This window comes from Actinokineospora spheciospongiae, assembly GCF_003182415.1.
GTDB classification, from domain to species: Bacteria; Actinomycetota; Actinomycetes; order Mycobacteriales; family Pseudonocardiaceae; genus Actinokineospora; species Actinokineospora spheciospongiae.
In genome coordinates, this window is the sequence record NZ_QHCP01000005.1 from 227,399 (window position 1) to 247,142 (window position 19,744).

General features: G+C 73.0%; 19 protein-coding genes. 13 read left to right on the top strand and 6 right to left on the bottom strand.

The window, feature by feature from the left end; genetic code table 11:
- The first annotated feature begins 44 nt into the window (after positions 1-44).
- The 9 genes from ruvC (at position 45) to DFQ13_RS15295 (ending at position 10,168) form a co-directional block, all read left to right on the top strand.
- Complete coding sequence (gene ruvC, locus DFQ13_RS15255; protein WP_035290835.1) at positions 45-635, top strand: crossover junction endodeoxyribonuclease RuvC; 591 nt, start codon at positions 45-47, stop codon at positions 633-635.
- Positions 632-1,234, top strand: coding sequence for a Holliday junction branch migration protein RuvA (gene ruvA, locus DFQ13_RS15260; protein WP_110080289.1), 603 nt, complete (start codon positions 632-634; stop codon positions 1,232-1,234). Before ruvC ends, ruvA begins: the two co-directional genes overlap by 4 nt.
- A 74-nt stretch (positions 1,235-1,308) precedes the next feature.
- Entirely contained in the window at positions 1,309-2,370 is a 1,062-nt protein-coding gene (gene ruvB, locus DFQ13_RS15265; protein ID WP_035290871.1) for a Holliday junction branch migration DNA helicase RuvB, read from the top strand.
- 131 nt (positions 2,371-2,501) lie between these two features.
- Positions 2,502-2,876 carry a preprotein translocase subunit YajC gene (yajC, locus tag DFQ13_RS15270; RefSeq protein ID WP_035290839.1) on the top strand — a complete coding sequence of 125 codons (375 nt, stop codon included), beginning with the start codon at positions 2,502-2,504 and terminating at the stop codon, positions 2,874-2,876.
- Positions 2,877-3,069: 193 nt separating this feature from the next.
- Positions 3,070-4,914 carry a protein translocase subunit SecD gene (secD, locus tag DFQ13_RS15275; protein ID WP_110080290.1) on the top strand — a complete coding sequence of 615 codons (1,845 nt, stop codon included), beginning with the start codon at positions 3,070-3,072 and terminating at the stop codon, positions 4,912-4,914.
- Positions 4,915-4,984: 70 nt separating this feature from the next.
- A complete protein-coding gene (gene secF, locus DFQ13_RS15280; RefSeq protein ID WP_110080536.1) occupies positions 4,985-6,136 on the top strand; it encodes a protein translocase subunit SecF in 1,152 nt (383 codons plus the stop codon).
- 2 nt (positions 6,137-6,138) lie between these two features.
- Complete coding sequence (locus DFQ13_RS15285; protein WP_110080291.1) at positions 6,139-6,669, top strand: adenine phosphoribosyltransferase; 531 nt, start codon at positions 6,139-6,141, stop codon at positions 6,667-6,669.
- 247 nt (positions 6,670-6,916) lie between these two features.
- Positions 6,917-9,220 carry a RelA/SpoT family protein gene (locus tag DFQ13_RS15290; protein ID WP_407643175.1) on the top strand — a complete coding sequence of 768 codons (2,304 nt, stop codon included), beginning with the start codon at positions 6,917-6,919 and terminating at the stop codon, positions 9,218-9,220.
- 54 nt (positions 9,221-9,274) lie between these two features.
- A complete protein-coding gene (locus DFQ13_RS15295; protein ID WP_110080537.1) occupies positions 9,275-10,168 on the top strand; it encodes a hypothetical protein in 894 nt (297 codons plus the stop codon).
- Here the strand turns inward: DFQ13_RS15295 and DFQ13_RS15300 are convergent.
- The 3 genes from DFQ13_RS15300 to DFQ13_RS15310 are packed head-to-tail and all read right to left on the bottom strand — an operon-like array spanning position 10,162 to position 12,396.
- Positions 10,162-10,860 carry a helix-turn-helix domain-containing protein gene (locus DFQ13_RS15300; protein ID WP_233438421.1) on the bottom strand — a complete coding sequence of 233 codons (699 nt, stop codon included), beginning with the start codon at positions 10,858-10,860 and terminating at the stop codon, positions 10,162-10,164. The two genes, DFQ13_RS15295 and DFQ13_RS15300, sit on opposite strands and share 7 nt — an antisense overlap.
- A gap of 7 nt (positions 10,861-10,867) precedes the next feature.
- Positions 10,868-11,611, bottom strand: coding sequence for a peptidylprolyl isomerase (locus DFQ13_RS15305; protein ID WP_219994463.1), 744 nt, complete (start codon positions 11,609-11,611; stop codon positions 10,868-10,870).
- Positions 11,608-12,396, bottom strand: coding sequence for a peptidylprolyl isomerase (locus DFQ13_RS15310; protein ID WP_110080293.1), 789 nt, complete (start codon positions 12,394-12,396; stop codon positions 11,608-11,610). The genes DFQ13_RS15305 and DFQ13_RS15310 overlap by 4 nt, the downstream gene beginning before the upstream one ends.
- A 133-nt stretch (positions 12,397-12,529) precedes the next feature.
- Between DFQ13_RS15310 and DFQ13_RS15315 the strand changes: the two genes are divergently transcribed.
- Together DFQ13_RS15315 and DFQ13_RS15320 are read left to right on the top strand one after the other, a co-directional pair.
- A complete protein-coding gene (locus DFQ13_RS15315; RefSeq protein WP_035290850.1) occupies positions 12,530-13,237 on the top strand; it encodes an MBL fold metallo-hydrolase in 708 nt (235 codons plus the stop codon).
- A gap of 1 nt (position 13,238) precedes the next feature.
- Positions 13,239-13,859 (top strand): hypothetical protein, encoded by a 621-nt coding sequence (locus tag DFQ13_RS15320; protein WP_035290852.1) that lies wholly within the window; start codon positions 13,239-13,241, stop codon positions 13,857-13,859.
- Here DFQ13_RS15320 and DFQ13_RS15325 read toward each other — a convergent pair.
- Positions 13,816-15,000: a YibE/F family protein gene (locus tag DFQ13_RS15325; RefSeq protein WP_407643169.1), complete on the bottom strand. Its 1,185-nt coding sequence runs from the start codon at positions 14,998-15,000 to the stop codon at positions 13,816-13,818. The two genes, DFQ13_RS15320 and DFQ13_RS15325, sit on opposite strands and share 44 nt — an antisense overlap.
- 21 nt (positions 15,001-15,021) lie before the next feature.
- Here DFQ13_RS15325 and DFQ13_RS35055 point away from each other — a divergent pair, with 21 nt between their 5' ends.
- Entirely contained in the window at positions 15,022-15,366 is a 345-nt protein-coding gene (locus DFQ13_RS35055; protein ID WP_110080294.1) for a hypothetical protein, read from the top strand.
- Positions 15,367-15,577: 211 nt separating this feature from the next.
- On the opposite strand, the gene DFQ13_RS15335 is transcribed toward DFQ13_RS35055, so the two are convergent.
- Together DFQ13_RS15335 and pnuC are read right to left on the bottom strand one after the other, a co-directional pair.
- Positions 15,578-16,627 (bottom strand): AAA family ATPase, encoded by a 1,050-nt coding sequence (locus DFQ13_RS15335; protein ID WP_219994465.1) that lies wholly within the window; start codon positions 16,625-16,627, stop codon positions 15,578-15,580.
- Entirely contained in the window at positions 16,624-17,283 is a 660-nt protein-coding gene (gene pnuC / locus DFQ13_RS15340) for a nicotinamide riboside transporter PnuC (RefSeq protein ID WP_233438422.1), read from the bottom strand. The genes DFQ13_RS15335 and pnuC overlap by 4 nt, the downstream gene beginning before the upstream one ends.
- A gap of 241 nt (positions 17,284-17,524) precedes the next feature.
- On the opposite strand from pnuC, the gene DFQ13_RS15345 reads away from it, so the two are divergent.
- On the top strand, positions 17,525-19,432 hold the full coding sequence (locus DFQ13_RS15345) for an intein-containing Rv2578c family radical SAM protein (protein WP_181399998.1): 1,908 nt from the start codon (positions 17,525-17,527) through the stop codon (positions 19,430-19,432).
- Positions 19,433-19,744 lie beyond the last annotated feature (312 nt).

The window sequence follows — 19,744 nt, forward strand, 5'->3', positions numbered from 1 at the left end:
GCTCTCGAACGAGTGTTCACCGGTGTGAGGGAGAGCGGCCGACCGTGCGTGTCCTGGGTGTCGACCCCGGTCTGACCAGGCTCGGGATCGCCGTGGTGGACGGCGGGACCGGCCGCGCCGTGACCGCCGTGGCGGTCGACGTAATCCGCACCCCCGTCGACGACGACCTCGCCGTGCGGCTGCTGAAGGTGGCCGACGGGGTGGAGGCCTGGCTGGACCGGCACCGGCCCGGGGTGGTGGCGATCGAGCGGGTGTTCAGCCAGCACAACGTGCGCACCGCCATGGGCACCGCCCAGGCCGCGGGCGTGGTGGCGCTGGCCGCCGCCCGGCGCGGGCTGCCGGTCATGTTCCACACCCCCAGCGAGGTCAAGGCCGCGGTGACCGGGTCCGGCCGGGCGGACAAGGCGCAGGTGACGATGATGGTCACCAAGCTGCTGCGGCTCACCGAGGCGCCCAAGCCCGCCGACGCCGCGGACGCGCTGGCGCTGGCGATCTGCCACCTGTGGCGGGCCCCGGTGCGCAACCGGATGGCCGAGGCGGAGGCGAGGGCGGCGGAGTTCGCCAAGGCCCACCGTGCGAGGCTGGCCGCGGCAGCGGCACAGGCCAGGAGCGGGAGCGGGACGGTGGCGAAGTGATCTCATCGGTGCGCGGGACGGTGGCGTCCATCGGGCTCGACCACGCCGTGGTCGAGGTCGGCGGCGTCGGGCTGGCCGTGCAGGCCACCCCGCACACGCTGGCCACCCTGCGCCGCGGCGACGAGGCGGCGCTGTCCACGGCGCTGGTGGTCCGGGAGGACTCGCTGACCCTGTTCGGGTTCGCCGACACCGCCGCCCGCGACTTGTTCTGGCTGTTGCAGACCGTCTCCGGCATCGGCCCCCGGCTGGCCCTGGCCACGCTGGCGGTGCTGGAGCCCGCGCAGTTGCGGCACGCCCTCGCCGACGGCAACATCACCACCCTCACCCAGGTCCCCGGCATCGGCCGCAAGGGCGCCGAGCGGCTGATCATCGAGCTGCGGGACAAGGTCGACGCCCTGGCCGGGTCGGCGGAGGCGCCCGCCGCGCCCGCCGCCGGGCAGGTCCGCGGCTCGGTCGTGGAGGCGCTCACCGGCCTCGGGTTCCCGGTCAAGCAGGCCGAGCAGGCCGTCGACGGGGTGCTGGCGGCGCCGGAGAACGCCGGTGACGCCACCCCCGCCGTGCTGCGCAAGGCCCTGGCCACCCTCGGCCGCAAGCGCTGATGGTGAACAGCGGCATGGGCGGCGGCACGGACAGTGGCACGGGTGGTGGCACGGGCGGTGGCATGGTGGAGGACATGAGCGACGACCTGGCGGGGGAGTGGGCGGAGACCCAGCTCTCCCCGCTGGCCGAGCCCGCCGAGCGCGACGACGAGTCGACCCTGCGCCCGCGCGACCTGCACGAGTTCGTCGGTCAGCCCCGGGTCCGCGAGCAACTGCAACTGGTGCTCCAGGGGGCGACCCGGCGCGGCGCCCCGCCCGACCACGTGCTGCTGTCCGGGCCGCCCGGCCTGGGCAAGACCAGCCTCGCCATGATCATCGCCGCCGAGCTGGGCAGGCCGATCCGGATCACCTCCGGCCCGGCCCTGGAGCGCGCGGGCGACCTGGCCGCGATGCTGTCCAACCTCGCCGAGGGCGAGGTCATGTTCATCGACGAGATCCACCGCATCGCCCGCCCGGCCGAGGAGATGCTGTACCTGGCGATGGAGGACTTCCGGGTCGACGTGGTCGTCGGCAAGGGCCCCGGCGCCACCAGCATCCCGCTGGAGATCGCCCCGTTCACCCTGGTCGGGGCCACCACCCGGTCCGGGACGCTGACCGGGCCGCTGCGCGACCGCTTCGGCTTCACCGCGCACATGGAGTTCTACACGCCCGAGGAGCTGGAGCAGGTGCTGCGCCGCTCCGCGCGCATCCTGGGCATCGAGCTGCGCGACGACGGCGCCGCCGAGATCGCGAGCCGGTCGCGGGGCACCCCGCGCATCGCCAACCGGCTGCTGCGCCGGGTCCGCGACTACGCCGAGGTCCGCGCCGACGGCCGGGTCGACCTGGCCGTCGCCCAGGCCGCGCTGGCCGTCTACGACGTCGACGACCTGGGCCTCGACCGCCTCGACCGGGCCGTGCTGAGCGCGCTGGTCCGCTCCTTCGGCGGCGGACCGGTCGGGGTCGCCACGTTGGCGGTGGCGGTCGGCGAGGAGCCGACCACGGTGGAGGAGGTGTGCGAGCCGTACCTCGTGCGCGCCGGGATGCTGGCGCGCACGCCGCGCGGTCGGGTGGCCACCGCGCTCGCGTGGTCCCACCTGGGGCTCACCGCCCCAGCGGACGCGCCGGGCTGGACTGCGCCTACCCTGTTCGACGAGTGACCCTCGCGCACTGCTGACACGCACTGCTGACAGACGGTGGCCACCGGGGCGCCGTGACCTGGCAGACTCGGGTGCACAACCCGAACAATCGGACTTTTCCCGCATCGGGAACGGTTCCCGAACGGAGAGAAATGAACTCAGCGCTCCTGCCCCTGCTCCTCGTCGCCGTGCTGGCCATCCCGCTCATCCTCGGCTCCCGCAAGCAGAAGAAGATGGCGGCTGAGCAGCAGAGCCTGCAGAACTCCCTCGCGGTCGGCGACCGGGTGATGACCACCTCCGGCCTCTACGGCACCGTCTCCGACGTCTCCGACGACGCCACCATCGGCATCGAGATCGCCCCGGGCTACGAGACCACCTGGCTGCGCCAGGCCGTGCGCGAGAAGGTCGGCCCGGATGTGCTCGACGAGGATGACGACCTGACTGCCGGTGACCACGAGGCCATCCGCGACGAGGACGACGACGTGCGCACCGAGGTCGCCCCGCCGCTGGACCACGGCAAGAAGTAGGCACCGGTTCACCGTGCGCCCCGGCTCCGGGGCCACCGTGACCCGTGCAACACTGGGTTAACTTCGCACCAGGTACGCTGCGCCCTCACCCACATGTGTCATCAGGGTGTGGGCGCAGCGTTCTGACCACACCATCGCGGCGCGCAGGCCCCCGGGCGTGCGCACACGAGCGAGCCGAGGAGACGGACCGACCGTGGCACCACCGGTTGGGCAGATCCGCCCAGGGCGCTATCTGGCGCTCTTCGTAGCAATCGTCGCCGTCCTCTACGCCCTGGTCTTCGCGACCGGCGACCACCAGGCGAAGCCCAAGCTGGGCATCGACCTGCAGGGGGGGACCCGGGTCAGCCTCACCGCCCGGACGGAGAGCGGTGCGCCGCCGTCGAAGGAATCGCTCGACCTGTCCCGCGAGCTGATCGAGACCCGGGTCAACAGCACCGGTGTCAGCGGCGCCGAGGTCGTCCTCGACGGCGACACCCTGGTGATCACCGTCCCCGGTGCGAACGGCGACCGCGCCAGGGACCTCGGGCAGACCGCGCAGCTCCGGTTCCGCCCGGTCCTCAACGCCGCGGCGAGCCAGCCCACCCAGCAGCAGCCGCAGGTCACCCCGCCGACCAGTGGCGCCGCGCCGACCAGTGGCGCCGCGCCGACTTCCGGCGCCCCCGCCGCGGGCCAGGCCTCCACCCCGGCCGCCCCGCAGGGCCGCCCGGCGCCCCGCCTGGCCCAGGAGCAGCCGACCACGCCGCCGTCGGCCCCGGCCCCCGCGCCCGCCGAGGACCCCCGGGTCACCGCCGCCCCGGAGACCTGCAAGGCCTACGTCCAGTTGGTGGCCAAGAAGTCCGACCCCACCACCCCCCTCTCCGACGAGGAGGAGGGGAACCTGATCACCGAGGGCAAGAAGTGCAGGCAGGACCCGCGCCTCGGTGAGAGCACCGACGCGAACGGCGCCACCGTCCCGGCCGACCAGAACCTCCAGGCCGCCGTGCTGGGCGTGATCGACTGCTCCCCCGGCCAGCTCGACCCGCTGGTCGGCAACGACGACCCGAAGCTTCCGCTGGTCGCCTGCGACCAGGACGGCGCGGAGAAGTTCATCCTCGGCCCGTCGTTCCTGGAGGGCACCGAGATCAGCAACGCCTCGGCGGGCCTGGACCCGCAGGGCGCCGGTTACCTGGTGACGGTGAGCTTCAAGTCCGGCGGCTCGGACACCTGGGCGAAGTACACCGCCTCGCACATCCAGCAGCGCGCCGCGTTCGTGCTCGACACGCAGGTCGTGTCCGCCCCGACCATCCAGGGCGCCATCGCGGGCGACACCACCATCACCGGCGGGCAGGGCGGGTTCACCCAGTCCGAGGCCACCCGGCTCGCCAACGTGCTCAAGTACGGCTCGCTGCCGCTGTCGTTCGACCCCTCCGAGGCCGAGACGGTGTCCGCGACGCTGGGCCTGGCCTCCCTGGAGGCGGGCCTGATCGCCGGTGGCATCGGCCTGGCCCTGGTGTTCATCTACTGCCTGCTCTACTACCGGCTGCTCGGCGTGCTGACGATCCTGTCGCTGGTGCTGTCCGCGGGCGTGGTCTACGCGGTGCTGGTGCTGCTCGGGAGGTGGATCGGGTTCACCCTCGACCTCGCGGGCATCGCCGGGTTCATCATCGCCATCGGCATCACCGCGGACTCCTTCGTCATCTTCTTCGAGCGGTTGAAGGACGAGGTCCGCGAGGGCCGCACGTTCCGCTCCGCGGTGCCGCGCGCCTGGATTCGCTCCCGGCGCACCATCCTCTCCGCCGACGCGATCAGCTTCCTGGCCTCCGCGGTGCTCTACGTGCTCGCCGTCGGCCAGGTGAAGGGCTTCGCGTTCACCCTGGGCATGTCCACCGTGCTGGACCTGGTGGTCGTGTTCCTGGTGACGCACCCGCTGGTCGTGCTCGCCTCGAAGTCCAAGACCCTGTCCAACTCGAAGCTCTCCGGCCTCGGCTCGGTCCAGCGGACCGCCGCCTCCGCGCGGGCAGCGCGGACCGCGGGCCCCGCCGCCGCGAAGGAAGTGTGACGTGTCGACTCCCACTGGCACCGGCTCGGCGAAGGCCCCCGGGCGCAAGCAGCCGAGCATCTTCGAGCGGATGCACGTCGGCAACGGCGTGTTCGACATCGTCGGCACCCGCAGGCGCTGGTACCTGCTCTTCGGCGCGCTGATGCTGATCTGCGTCGCCTCGATGGTCTTCCGCGGCTTCAACCTGGGCATCGACTTCGAGGGCGGCACCCGCGTGTCGCTGCCCGCGCAGAACGAGTCCAGCCAGACCATCACGGTCGAGCAGGTGGAGGACTCCTTCACCAAGGCGGTCAACAAGGAGGCCGCCTCGGTCCAGGTGGTCGGCACCGGGGCCAACGCCAGCATCCAGCTCCGGTCCGACACGCTGAGCAACGACGAGGTGGCGCGGGTCAAGGCCGGGCTGGCCAACGACCTCAAGCCGATGTCCGCCGACGGCGGGACCGGGATCGGCCAGGTCAGCGACTCGGCGGTCTCGGGCACCTGGGGCGGGGAGATCTCGCGGCAGGCGCTGATCGCCCTCGGCGTCTTCCTGGTGCTGGTGACGATCTTCCTGGCGCTGTACTTCGAGAAGTGGATGGCCGTGGCCGCGTTGGCCGCGCTGGTGCACGACATCGTGATCACCGCGGGCGTCTACTCGATCATCGGCTTCGAGGTCACCCCGGCGACCGTCATCGGTCTGCTGACGATCCTCGGGTTCTCCCTGTACGACACCGTCGTGGTGTTCGACAAGGTCAAGGAGAACACCCGGGGCCTGCTCGGCCTGACCAGGCGCAGCTACCCCGAGGCCGCCAACCTCGCGCTCAACCAGACCCTGATGCGCTCGATCAACACCTCGCTGATCGCGCTGCTGCCGGTGGTCGGCCTGCTGATCGTCGGGGTCGGGCTGCTCGGCGTGGGCACCCTGGAGGACCTGGCGCTGGTGCAGTTGACCGGCATGCTGGCCGGTGTGCTGTCCTCGATCTTCCTGGCCACCCCGATCCTGGTGGACCTGAAGATGACCGAGCCGAAGTTCAAGCAGCAGGCCCGCAAGGTCGAGCAGCGCCGGGCGGGCCTGGCCAAGCGCGCCGAGGCCGGTGCCGCGGGCGAGGACGCGCCGGAGGACGAGGACGGCGAGGCGCGCAGGGAGAAGGCGTACGCGGGTGGGGTGCCCGGCCGCATCCCGAAGGCGTCCGACGCCCGCCGCACCGCCGCCGCCCGGCCCACGGGCAAGAAGCGCCGCTGACGGTGGCGAACGCGAGTCTGGACAGGGCGCTCGGCCTCGTCCGGGAGGTCCCCGACTTCCCGGAGCCGGGCGTCCTGTTCCGCGACCTGAGCCCGGTGCTGGCCGACGCCGACGCGTTCCGCGCGGTGACCGACGCCCTGGTGGCCGCGCTGCCCCCGGGGATCGACACCGTCGTCGCCATCGAGGCGCGCGGGTTCCTCTTCGGCGCGGCCATGGCCGTGACCGCGAGCCTGGGGCTGGTGGCGGTGCGCAAGCCGGGCAAGCTGCCCGCGGTCGCCGACCGGGTCACCTACGCGCTGGAGTACGGCACGGCCACCCTGGAACTGCCCGCGGACACGCTGGCCCCCGGTGCCCGGGTGGTCGTCGTCGACGACGTGCTCGCCACCGGCGGCACGGTCGAGGCCACGGCCGGGCTGGTGGCCCGCGCGGGCGCGCACACCGACGCCGTCGCGGTGGTCATCGAGCTGGCCGGTCTGAACGGCCGGTCCCGGCTGCCCGGGGGCGCCCCGGTCACCGCCTTGCTCACGGTCTGAGCAGGACCGCCTCCCCACCGTCCCGGTTCCGCTCCCGTACGGGCGCAATCGCCGGAACCGGCCACCCGTCGCCGGGCGGTCGTCGGCCGGGGACGCGCCTGCCCCCGGCGGGCAGCTCGTCGTCCCATGTGGGCAGTTCATCCCCCCGATGCCGCGAACCGGGCCCCGGCGGAGTTATTCTCGGTACCCGGGCCACACCCGTGACCCGGACACCCGAGAGTGGCCGGGAGCCGGTTTGACCCACGACGTGGAGACAGGTCTCGCCGGGCAGGTGGGTGCCGAGGCGGCGTCCACCCCGGCGGGCAGGCAGCCCTCGGCCACCCGGCGCGTCCGGGCCAGACTGGCCAGGCGGATCACCGCCCAGCGGCCGACCGTGGTCAAGCAGGTCCTCGAACCGCTGGCCGCCGTGCACCGCGAACTGCACCCCAAGGCCGACCTCGCGCTGTTGCAGCGCGCCTACGACATCGCCGAGGAGATGCACCGCGCCCAGCGGCGCAAGTCCGGCGACCCCTACATCACCCACCCGCTCGCGGTCGCCACGATCCTCGCCGAGCTGGGCATGGACACCACGACGCTCGTCGCGGCGCTGCTGCACGACACCGTCGAGGACACCGAGTACTCCATCGAGGGCCTCACCGGCGACTTCGGCGACGAGGTCGCGCACCTGGTCGACGGGGTCACCAAGCTGGACAAGGTGCAGTTGGGCACCGCGGCGGAGGCCGAGACCATCCGCAAGATGGTCATCGCGATGGCCCGCGACCCCCGGGTGCTGGTGATCAAGCTCGCCGATCGGCTGCACAACATGCGCACCATGCGCTTCCTGCCGCCGGAGAAGCAGGCCAAGAAGGCCCGCGAGACGCTGGAGGTGCTGGCCCCGCTGGCGCACCGGCTGGGCATGGCCACGGTGAAGTGGGAGTTGGAGGACCTGGCGTTCGCCATCCTGCAGCCGAAGAAGTACGACGAGATCGTGCGGCTGGTGGCCAACCGGGCGCCCTCGCGCGACACCTACCTGCAGAAGGTCGTCGGCGAGCTGGGCACCAACCTGGAGGTCTCGCGGATCGACGCGCGGGTCGAGGGCAGGCCGAAGCACTACTACTCGATCCACCAGAAGATGATCGTCCGCGGTCGCGACTTCGACGACATCCACGACCTGGTCGGGGTGCGCATCCTGGTCGACGACGTGCGCGACTGCTACGCGGCGATGGGTGTGGTGCACGCGCTGTGGCAGCCGATGCCCGGCCGGTTCAAGGACTACATCGCCCAGCCCCGCTTCGGCGTCTACCAGTCGCTGCACACCACGGTGATCGGCCCGGACGGCAAGCCGCTGGAGGTGCAGATCCGCACGCACGAGATGCACCGCACCGCCGAGTACGGCATCGCCGCGCACTGGCGGTACAAGGAGACCAAGGGTTCGCACGCCGGGGTCGAGGTCGACGAGATGGCCTGGATGCGCCAGCTCCTGGACTGGCAGCGGGAGGCCGCGGACCCGGGTGAGTTCCTGGAGTCGCTGCGCTACGACCTGGCCACCCGCGAGATCTTCGTGTTCACCCCGAAGGGCGACGTGGAGACGCTGCCCGCCGGGTCGACGCCGGTGGACTTCGCCTACGCGGTGCACACCGAGGTCGGGCACCGCTGCATCGGCGCCAGGGTCAACGGCCGCCTGGTCGCCTTGGAGCGCAAGCTGGAGAACGGTGAGGTCGTCGAGATCTTCACCTCGAAGGCCGAGGGCGCCGGGCCCAGCCGCGACTGGTTGGCCTTCGCCGCCTCGCCGCGCGCCCGGGCCAAGATCAAGCAGTGGTTCGCCAAGGAGCGCAAGGAAGAGGCGATCGAGGCGGGCAAGGACGCGATCACCAAGGAGGTGCGCCGGGTCGGCCTGCCCATGCAGCGGCTGGTGTCGGCGGACTCGGTGACCGCGCTGGCCCGCGAGCTGCGCTACCCGGAGGTCAGCTCGCTGTACGCGGCGGTGGGTGAGGGGCACACCTCCGCCCGGCACGTGGTGCAGCGGCTGGTGGCCCTGCTCGGCGGCGTCGACCACGCCGAGGAGGAGCTGGCCGAGCGGTCCACGCCGTCCACCATCACCCGCCGCCGGGCCTCCGGCGACGCGGGCGTGATCGTCAAGGACGCCTCGGACGTGTGGGTCAAGCTGGCCCGCTGCTGCACCCCGGTCCCCGGCGACGACATCCTGGGGTTCGTGACCAGGGGTGGCGGGGTCAGCGTGCACCGCACCGACTGCACCAACGCCGACGACCTGCTGGGCACCCCGGAGCGGCTGCTGGAGGTGGAGTGGGCGCCGTCGGAGTCGTCGGTGTTCCTGGTCGCCATCCAGGTGGAGGCCCTCGACCGGCACCGGCTGCTCTCGGACGTGACCAAGGTGCTGGCCGACGAGAAGGTCAACATCCTGTCCGCGTCGGTGACCACCTCGCGCGACCGGGTGGCGGTGAGCCGCTTCTCCTTCGAGATGGGCGACCCCAAGCACCTCGGGCACGTGCTCAAGGTCGTGCGCAGCGTGGAGGGCGTGTACGACGTGTACCGGGTGACCTCGGCGTCCTGACCGTTTTCGCCAAGACGGGGTCCGCGCGCGGCGGTTAGGTTCGGTCGCGTGAAGATGCTGAGTGCTGAGGCCGCGGGTCGCGCCGGGACGTTCGTGTACCGCACGGCGCGGCTGCTGGAGCGGCGGCGGTTCGAGTACCTGTTCCGGTCCGGTTCGGCCGCCGCCGTGCTGGGGGCGCTGGCCGCCTACCGCAACGCCGACGGCGGTTACGGCAACGCGTTGGAACCGGACGGTCGGGGGCCGGGCAGCCAGCCGATCACGACGCTGTCGGCGCTGCACGTGCTGTTCGAGGCGGGTGCCGCGCCGGACGGGGTGGTCGAGTACCTGGAGTCGGTGACGGCGCTCGACGGCGGGCTGCCGTTCGTGCACCCCAACGCGGCGGAGTTCCCCCGGGCGCCGTGGTGGCGGGTCGCGGACCGGTACGGGGGCGAGTTGCTGACCACGGCGAACCTGGTGGCGGCGCTGTGGCGGGCCGGGGTGGTGCACCCGTGGGTCGACCGGGCGGCGCAGTTCTGCTGGGCGGGCGTCGACGCGATCACCGAGACGCACCCGTACGAGGCCATGGGGGTCGTCCGGTTCCTGGACCGGGCCCCCGACCGCGACCGCGCCGCCGCGGCGGCCGAGCGGATCGGCGCCCTGGTGCGCGCGGCCGGGTACGTGCGCCTGGGCACCGGCGGGGTGACCCCGCCCGGGTACGCCGACGGGGAACTCCAGGACCCGCACGACTACGCGCCCACACCGTCGAGCCTGGCGCGGGCGTGGTTCACCGACGAGGAGTTCGAGTCCAGCCTGGACTCCGTGGTCGACGCCCAGGGCGAGGACGGTGGGTGGCGGGTCCGGTGGCCCGCGTGGGCCCCGGTGACCGAGTTCGAGTGGGCGGGGGTGGTGACGGTGGAGAACCTGGTGCTGCTGCGCGACTTCGGCCGCTGGGACCCGGATGTCTACTGAGGACGGTCCGGTCCGACCAGGTCGCTCAGCGTGGTGCCCGCGAGGTCCCGGACCTCGTTGGACAGGTGGGCCTGGTCGGTGAACCCGCCCGCCTGGGCGATGTCGGCGAACGGGGTTCCCGCGCGGGCCAGGGAGACGGCCCGGGTGAAGCGGAGCACGCGGTGCAGGACCTTGGGGCCGTAGCCGAAGGCGGTGTGGGCGTGCCTGCGGAGCTGGCGGGGGCTGTAGCCGAGCCGGTCGGCCATCTCGGTCACGCTGCCGGTGCGTGCGGCCAGGGCGCGCAGCGCCGCGGCCAGCGGATCGGGTTCGGTGGCCAGCGCCGAGACCAGGACGCGCTGCGCGGCGGCGGTGTCCGGCGCCTCGGCCAGGCGGTCGGCGAGGTCGGCGGCGCGGCGGGTCGACCACAGGTCGGCCAGCGCCACGCGGGCGTCGCGCAGGTCCGCGGCGGGGACACCGAGCGGCCGGGCCGCGCTGGGGAAGCGGATGCCGACGATGGTGCCCGCGACCGGGGCGCTGAGCTGGGCGGCGGTGTCGGGCCCGGCGACCCACAGCGCGCCGGACTCGCGGTGCCAGATGACGTCGGCGCAGGCGTCGGGCAGGACGCGGACGGCGGTGGCGCCGCCGGAACGGGACCAGACGCAGACGACGCCCAGCCCGGGCAAGCCGGGTGGGCGTCGTTCGCGGTAGGTCACCGGGTGCTCAGGTGGCCTCGGCGGACTGGATGTCGATCGGGGTCTTCGGCTTGCCGTCGCCGTCCGGGTCCGAACCGCCCTGCGCCACCCTGTCGACCACGGCGAGGCTCGCCTCGTCCAGGGTGCCGATGACCGCGTAGTCCGGGGAGAGCGTGGAATCGCCGTAGACCAGGAAGAACTGGCTGCCGCCGGTGCCCGGGCCCGCGTTGGCCATGGCGACCGTGCCGCGCGGGTAGACGACCGAACCGGCGCCCGAGCCCTGCGGCAGGTCGGTCGGGTTCTCGTCCGGGATCGCGTAGCCGGGGCCGCCCGTGCCGGTGCCGGTCGGGTCACCGCACTGCAACACCTCGATGCCCTTGGTGGTGAGGCGGTGGCACGGGGTGCCGTCGAAGAAGCGCTGCGCGGCGAGGAACGCGAAGCTGCGCGTGGTGCACGGCGCCTTGGCCGTGCCCAGCGCCACGGCGATGTCGCCCTGGCTGGTCTTGAACGCCACCCTGGTCTGGTTGTCCTCGGTGGTCTCCGGCGGCAGGCCGACGTCCTTGCCCGGTGCCGCCGTGCCCTTCTTGCGGTAGGCGCACGTCTTGACCCCGGTCGGCGCCGACGTCGTCTCCGAGGTCGGGGTGGCCGTGGTGGTGGAGGTCCGCGTCGCGGTCGTGGTGTCCGAGCCGACCGCGGACCCCGAGGTGGACGACGAGCAGCCCGCGGTGAGGGCCGCGCACGCCAGCAGCGCGCCGATCAGAAGCCTGCTCATCCGGCGATCACCACTTCGTTGACCTTGACCTCGTTCTTCGGCTTGCCGTCGCCCTGGCCCTCGGGGGTGTTGATGCCCGCCTTGGCGATCTCGTCGATCACCGCGAGGCCGGGCTCGCCGATGGTGCCGAACACGGTGTAGCTCGGCGGCAGCGAGGACGCGTCGCCGTAGACCAGGAAGAACTGGCTGCCGTTGGTGTTCGGGCCCGCGTTCGCCATCGCCAGGGTGCCGCGGGTGTACTTGAGGTCGGGGGTGACCTCGTCGTCGAAGGTGTAGCCGGGGCCGCCGGAGCCGGTGCCCGACGGGTCGCCGCACTGGAGCACCTGGATGCCCTGGGTGACCAGGCGGTGGCAGACCGTGTCGTTGAAGTAGCCCTGCTTGGCCAGGCTCGCGAAGCTGTTGACCGTGCACGGCGCCTTGGTGCGGTCCAGGGTCAGGCCGACGTCCTTGCCGTTGAGCTTGAGGGTGGCGCCGACGGTGCCCTGGGTGGTGATGTTGGCGGTCTCCGGGGCCTGCGCGGGCTTGCTCGCGGGCTGGCCCTCCGAGGCGGGGTAGGAGCAGTTCACGGTGCCGGGCAACGGCTCGTTGGTCTCCTCGGCGGCGGTGTCGGTCGTGTCACCGCCGATGTTGGCCAGCCAGTAGACCAGGCCCACCACGACGACCACGCCGACGACGGTGCTGATCAAGCCGACGGTGCGGCGCTTGCGCGCTCGCTCGGCCCTGTTCGCGAGCTGGCGTTCCAGCTTGCTCTTGGCCGCTTTCCGGCGCTGCTCGTTGCTCGGCACCTGCCACCCTCCCTGACCTGTCGCTTCCAGCAGTGGCGCAGTCTATGGGTGACCCCGGTAAGAACAGTGTGGTGGCCCCGGCCGATAGGCTGAGAACCAGCGAAGAATCCCGCCGACTTGGAGGTCCGTGCCCGTGTTGGTCGTCGGCTTTCCCACCGGATCGTTCCAGGCGAACTGCTTCCTGATCGCCCCCGGCGAGGGCGAGCAGTGCGTGATCGTCGACCCGGGCGAGGGCGCCGAGGAGCCGCTGGCCCAGGCGCTGCGCAAGCACCGGCTGACCCCGGTCGCCGCGCTGCTGACCCACGGGCACCTCGACCACGTGTACTCCGTCGCCCCGGTGTGCGACGGCACCGACATCCCCGCCTGGATTCACCCGGCCGACCGCTACATGCTCAGCGACCCGCTGCGCGGGCTCAGCCGCGAGTCGGCCGCCTTCTTCGGCGGCCTGGAGCTGCGCGAGCCCAAGGAGGTGCGGGAGATGACCGACGGCGCCGAGCTGGACCTCGCGGGCCTCAAGTTCGGCGTCAGCCACACCCCCGGGCACACCGAGGGGTCGGTGGTCTTCGGCCACGACACCGCCGACGGCGACCACCTGCTGTTCGCGGGCGACACCCTGTTCGCCGGGTCGATCGGCCGCACCGACCTGCCCGGCGGCTCGATGGCCCGGATGACCGAGTCGCTGCGCAAGCTGCTCGCCCTCGACGACGAGACGGTGGTGCTGCCCGGCCACGGCGGGGCCACCACCATCGGCCGGGAGCGGGCGAGCAACCCGTTCCTCACCGGCATGATCGACCTCGACGACCCGGCGTCCGGCCACAAGCACCGCGGCCGGGGCATCTGAGGTGGCCGAGCGCATCCCGCTGAGCCTGGTCGAGGGAGCCACCCGCAGGCGGGGCTGCGCCGCGGCCGCCGTGGTGGTGGTGTTCGCCGCGGCCGTCGGCGGCGTCGTCGGCCTGATCGCGGGCAGGCTGCCCGCGCTGATCGCCGCCGGGGTCGTCGCCGTGCTGTTCGGCGTCCTGTTCTGGGGGTCCACCCGGCGCTCGGTGTGGCTGGAGGGCGACTCGGTCGTCGCCAGGACCTTCGGGCAGCGCTCGGTGGACCTGCGCGGGGCCGACCGGCTGGAACTGGTCGTCACCGACATGCGCGGCACCCGCACGGTGGGCCTGCTGGTGGGGGAGGGCAGGCGCACGGTCAACGTGTCGCTGGCCGTCTACGCCGGGACCGGTGGCCGCGAGCTGGGCATCCTGGTGCTGCGCAGGCTCGCCGACATCCTCGCGGGCAGCGAGAACAGCGCGGGCCTGGTGTTCTCCCAGTTGCTGGTCGCCCAGTTGCGCGCGGAGGCCAAGGGCGAGCCCGCCCCGGACCGCCCGCTCTACCGGCTGGCCTCGGTGGCGCCCACCGGTCGCCTGGCCCAGCGGCTCAAGCCGGAGGCCGTGACCCGGTTCGTGGCTTCCCTGGATTGATCGGGTCCGGCCCCGCGGCGGGTTCGCGCACCGCCACCAGCGCCGCCACGGCCGTGGTCACCGGCACCGCCGCCACCAAGCCGATGCTGCCCACCAGGGTCCGCACTATTTCCTGGGCGATCGACTGCGATTGCAGGATCGTGCCCAGGCCCACCCCGGAGATCGACGAGTACAGCAGCACCGGCAGCGCCGCCCCCGCGTAGGCCATGACCAGGGTGTTCACCGCCGAGGACACGTGGTCGCGACCGATGCGCAGGCCCGCCGCGTACAGCGCGCGCCAGCCCAGCGCCGGGTTGGCCGCCCGCAGCTCCCACACCGCGCTGGTCTGGGTCACCGTCACGTCGTCGAGCACGCCCAGCGCGCCGATCACGATGCCCGCCAGCAGCAGGCCCCGGGTGTCGATGCCATGCCCGAGCGACCCCACCAGCGCCGAGGTGTCCTCGTCCAAGCCGGTCAGCGACGACACCGCGGCGAACAGCGCGCTGAGCACCCCGATCAGCGCCAGGCTGACCATCGTCCCCAGCACCGCCGTGGACGTGCGCGCGGACAGCCCGTGGGTCAGGTACAGCACCGCGAACATGATCACGCCCGCGCCGAACACCGCCACCAGCAGCGGGCTCTCCCCGGCCAGGATCGCGGGCAGCACGAACAGCAGCAGCACCGCGAAGCTCAGCACCAGCGCGCCCAGCGCCTTGAACCCCTGCCACCGCCCCAGCACCAGCACCGCCAGCGCGAACAGCGCCGCCAGCACCGCCAGCGGCACCCCGCGCTGGAAGTCGACCACCTGGTAGCTCTCCCCGGCCAGCGGGTCGCCGCCGGAGTAGGACAGCACGACCTCGTCGCCCACCGAGAACCGCGGCGTGCTCGGCTCCAGCGGCAGGGCGGTGCGCACGTCGCTGCCCGCCGCGGCGCCGTCCGTCATCGCCACGGTGAGCACCAGGCACCGGTCGCCGCCGGTGTCGGTCGCGCCGCACGGGCCCGCCTGGGCTCCGGTGACCTCGCCGTGGACCGCTTGCCGCAGGGCGGAGTTCACCGCGGTGGGGGAGTCGCCGGTGGGGAACAGGACCACCATCCCGACCACCGACGCGAGCGCGAACGGGGCCAGCAGCGCGACCAGCAGCCTGCGCACCCGGTCGGACACCGGCCGCGCGGGTCCGTGCCCGTGCCCGTGTCCGTGCCCGGTGACGAGGGGCGGTTCGGCGGGCTCCTCGGGCGATGCGGTCGCGGCGGGCTTCGGTCGCCGCCCGCGCTCCGCGCCTTCGCGCGGCTCGCGCTGCTCGCGCTGCCCGCCTTCGCGCGGCTCGCGCTGCTCGCGCTGCCCGCCTTCGCGCGGCTCGCGCTGCTCGCGCTGCCCGCCTTCGCGCTGCTCGCGCTGCTCGCGCTGCTCGCGCTGCCCGCCTTCGCGCGGCTCGCGCTGCTCGCGCTCGTGGCCGGGCTCGTGCTTGTGGCCCGGCTCGTGCTTCTCGCGCGGCTCGCGTTCTCGGCGCGGCCTGTGTTCCTGGCCTGACTGGTGCTGCTCGCGTTCTCGGCGCGACTCGTGCTCCTCGCGCCGTTCGCGTTCCTCGCGTCGTGTGGGACCCGGGCGCCGACCGGGGGGTTCTCGCCCGGGGGGCGCCTGCTGCTGCGGGGTCCCCGGGTCGCGCCGGGGCCGCTCGGCCCGGACCCGCGGTATCGGTTGGGTGTCCCCGTCATCCACGCCGTACATCCTCACACGCCGCTCAGAGCGGGTCGGTGAAGGTGAACCGGGCGGCCGCCGCGGCCTCGCAGGCGCGGACCGCCCGGCGCAGCCGGTGCTCGCGGCTGCCGGTCAGCAGCAGCCACGGCACCCCGCGCCCGCGCAGGCCGCGGACGAACCGCGCGGTCATCCACGGCCGCAGGTGCTCGCCGTCGCGGGTGCCGTCCTGTTCGAACTCCACGGCCACGTGGTCGGTGAGCAGGTACAGCGCGGGCCTGCGGTCCCCGACCGCCGCGTCCACCTCGGGGTGCCCGAAGCCCAGGTAGCGCTCGCACCAGACGGTCGCCGCCCACGGGTCGTTGTCGCACACCAGGACCGGTGCGGCGGGGGCCGCCGCGTCCTCGTCCGCGCCCTGGCGCACCGCCACGTCGACGAAGTCACCGACCGTCCACACGGGAGCTTTCGCGGCGAGCTTGGCCGCGGTGTGCTCCCGGCCGTACTCGGGCACGGCGGTGCCGCCGTAGTGCGCGGCGAGCGCGGTGGCCAGGGTGGTCGTCCCGGTCGACTCCGCGCCCAGCACGACGACCCGGGTGGCCAGCCCGGCGCGGGTGGGCCGGGCCAGGTTCGCCCACTGCCCGCGCACGTCCGCGCGCACCGCCGTGCCGGAAACGGGGAACGCCAGCCGCCGCGGGTCCACCGGCACGTGCGTGGCGCCGAGCCGCCGCGCCAGTTCGACGCCGTAGTCCTCGCTGCTGAACACCGCGTCGACGGCCGCCCCCGACGGGTCCCCCTCGGCGATGGCGCGGCGGGCGAGCACCGAGCGGGTGACCCCGACGTGCAGGTCCCACACGGCGTCGTCGGAGTAGTCCACCGGGTGGTCGTCGAGGTCGCCGAGCACCCGCACCCCCGGATCGGCGGCGTGCTCCTCGGCCAGCCAGCGCACCCGGTCGGCGATGGACAGCGACTCCGCGGACGAACCGAGCACCGCGACCGTGGTGCGCTCCGAGGCCGCCGCCGCGGTTCGGATGAGGTGGTGGTGGCCCGCGTGCGGCGGGTAGAACTTGCCCAGGACCAGGGCGTGCCGGAACCTCACGCGACCACCGGCCGCCGCAGGTCGGCCCGCCACGAGCGCAGCCCGAGCACGCACAGGGCGATGAACCCCAGGTACAGCAGCGCGGTCAGCCACAGGCCCTTGTAGGCGTAGAGCGGGACGTAGACGACGTCGGCGGTGATCCACAACCACCAGCACTCGACCTTCTTGCGCGCCTGGCCCCAGGTCGCCAGCAGCGACAGCACGGTGGTGACCGCGTCGGGGAAGGGCACGGTGGAATCGGTGGCGTGGTTGAGGACCAGGGTCAGCCCCACCGTGGCGACGACACCGACCGCCAGTAGCACCCACCACTGCGCCGCGGTCGTCCTCGACACGGTGAGTGCCCCGTTCCGCGTGCCGCCGCGCAGCCACGCCCACCACCCGTAGAGCGCGAGGACGAGGTAGACGACCTGGAGCCAGGCGTCGGCGTAGAGGCCCGCGGTGGCGAAGAGGGCGAAGAACGCGACGTTGTTGACGATGCCGATCGGCCAGTTCCAGGCGTTCTGCCTGGCCACCAACCACACGCACAGCGCGCCGGTGACGAAGCCGACGACCTCCATCCACGAGGTCGCCGCCCCGAACGCGGTGAACGCGGTCGCCCGCAGCGGTTCCAGCACCCGGTCGAGCGACACCCGCGGACTCCGTTCCTCCAGTGGCAACCGGTGCAGCCTACGAAACCGCCGCCCGGGCCCCGGCGGTCGCGGTCGCGACGGTGTGCGGGAGCGGTTGCGCGGTGATCGTTCCCAGGGCTCCCGAGACCCCCACCGGCCACACCGGCCCCAGTGATCACGGAGTCGGAAAAGCGCTGCTCACGGTGCGTGCCAAGGGGTGGGGTCCGGATCATCCACAACCCGGGAACCCGCGATTGCGCGATGATCGAACATGTGTTCGACTGTGCTCGTGCGATGGGACGGACAGCGAGCGGACCGGGTCGGGCAGCAGGCGCTCCCGGGCCTGCCGGGGTTGGTGCGCAGCGTGCGGGCCCCGGAGTTCAGCGGGGTGGTGTTCCACGAGGTGCTGGCGAAGTCGGTGCTCAACCGGGTGCCCGGCGGCTCGCCGCCGCCGTTCGAGTGGACGGTCAACCCCTACCGGGGGTGCTCGCACGCGTGCAGCTACTGCCTGCACGGCGACACCCCGGTCCTGATGGCCGACGGCACCACCAGACCCCTGGCCGACCTGCGCGTCGGCGACCGGATCTACGGCACCGAGCGGCGCGGCAGCTACCGGCACTACGTGCCCACGGTGGTCCAGGCGCACTGGTCCACGGTCAAACCCGCCCACCGGGTCACCCTGGCCGACGGCACCCAGCTCATCGCCAGCGGAGACCACCGGTTCCTCACCGAACGCGGCTGGAAGCACGTCACCGGCGCGATCTCCGGCCCCGACCGCCGCCCGCACCTCACGGTCGGCAACAAGCTCATGGGCACCGGCTCCTTCGCCCCCGCCCCCAAGGACACCCTCGACTACCGCCGCGGCTACCTCACCGGCGTCGCCCGCGGCGACGGCGGCCCACCCCGCCCGGCCCAGGCCGCCGCCAGGGTCGCCGAGTACCTCACCAACGACTCCGGCCTCACCCTCCCGCTCGACTGGCCCCGCACCCCCACCGACGAGTGGCGCAAGGGCCTCCTGGCAGGCGTGTTCGACGTCGACGGCACCTTCGCCCACCGCATCCTGCGCCTGCCCAACCTGGGCGAGACCACGCTCACCGCGGTCCTGTCCGCACTGGAGCACTTCGGCTTCCACGCCGCGGTCGAAGAGCGCCGCCTCCCCAACGCCCGCCGCTGCGTCCGCGTCGACGGCGGCCTCCCCGAACACCTCCGCTTCTTCCACACCGCCGACCCGGCCGTCACCGCCAAGCGCACCATCGACAACGCCGCCATCAAGTCCCCCGCGCGCCTGGACGTCGTGGCCATCGAACCGCTGGGCCTCGACCTGCCGCTGTACGACATCACCACGGGCACCTCCGACTTCATCGCCAACGGGGTGGTGAGCCACAACTGCTTCGCCCGGGGCAGCCACACCCACCTGGACATGGACGCGGGACAGGACTTCAACACCCAGGTCGTGGTGAAGCTGAACGCGGCCCAGGTGCTCAACCGGCAACTCCACTCCCCGACCTGGCCGCGCGCGCACGTGGCGATGGGGACCAACACCGATCCCTACCAGCGGGCGGAGGGGCGGTACGGGTTGATGCCCGGGATCATCCGGGCGCTGCGGGAGTCGGGGACGCCGTTCTCCATCCTCACCAAGGGAACCCTCCTCTCCCGGGACCTGCCCGTGCTGGCGGCAGCGGCGAAGGACGTGCCGGTGGGGTTGGGGGTTTCCCTCGCGCTGCTGGACGAGGACCTGCAGCGGTCGCTCGAACCGGGGACGCCGTCGCCGCGGGCCCGGCTGGAACTGGTCAAGCGGATCACCGACGCCGGGCTGCCGTGCGGGGTGTTCGTGGCGCCGGTCCTGCCCGGGCTCACCGACTCCGTGGAGCAACTGGACGCGCTCCTGCGGGAGATCGCTCAGGCTGGTGCGACGGGGGTCACCGTGCTGCCGTTGCACTTGCGGCCGGGGGCGCGGGAGTGGTTCGCGGGGTGGTTGGCCCGGGAGCATCCGCTGCTCGTGCCGTTGTACCGGCGGATCTACGGTCGGGGGAGCACTGCGGCTTCGGGTTATCGGGCGGCGCTTGCTGCTCGGGTGGGGCCGTTGGTGCGGCGGCACCGGTTGGAACGGGGTGGGGCGGATCGGTGGCCGGAGGGGAGCATGCCTGGTGCGGCTGGGACCGTTGAGGTCAGGGAGGATCAGCTGACTCTCTTGTGACTGGATCGCGCTGGGCCTTGTTCCGGCTCTGGGCTCCGCGTGCCATGTTCAAGGGCCCGGTCGTTTGTTGGGCGTGCCCGGGTGGGTGGATGTGCTCAGCTCTCGCGCCCGGGGTTTTGGTGGGTGGTGCCCGGGTGGGTGGATGTGTTTGGCCGGGGCCCCTATGGCGATCATGTGCTCCAGTGCGTCAGGTGGGGCTGAAAAGATGCCCCACCGCCCAGGCAGGCTGTCACATGATCGCCACCCCCGGCCAAACACATCCACCCACCCGGGCAGTTGCTTGGTCGGGCCGCCGGTTTGTGGGGTGGTCGG

Excerpts from the sequence above, each read along its gene's own strand:
- ruvB (WP_035290871.1), top strand. The coding sequence starts at position 1,309 with ATGAGCGACGACCTGGCGGGGGAGTGGGCGGAGACCCAGCTCTCCCCG.
- yajC (WP_035290839.1), top strand. The coding sequence starts at position 2,502 with ATGAACTCAGCGCTCCTGCCCCTGCTCCTCGTCGCCGTGCTGGCCATC.
- secF (WP_110080536.1), top strand. The coding sequence starts at position 4,985 with ATGCACGTCGGCAACGGCGTGTTCGACATCGTCGGCACCCGCAGGCGC.
- DFQ13_RS15295 (WP_110080537.1), top strand. The coding sequence starts at position 9,275 with ATGCTGAGTGCTGAGGCCGCGGGTCGCGCCGGGACGTTCGTGTACCGC.
- DFQ13_RS15305 (WP_219994463.1), bottom strand. The coding sequence starts at position 11,611 with ATGAGCAGGCTTCTGATCGGCGCGCTGCTGGCGTGCGCGGCCCTCACC.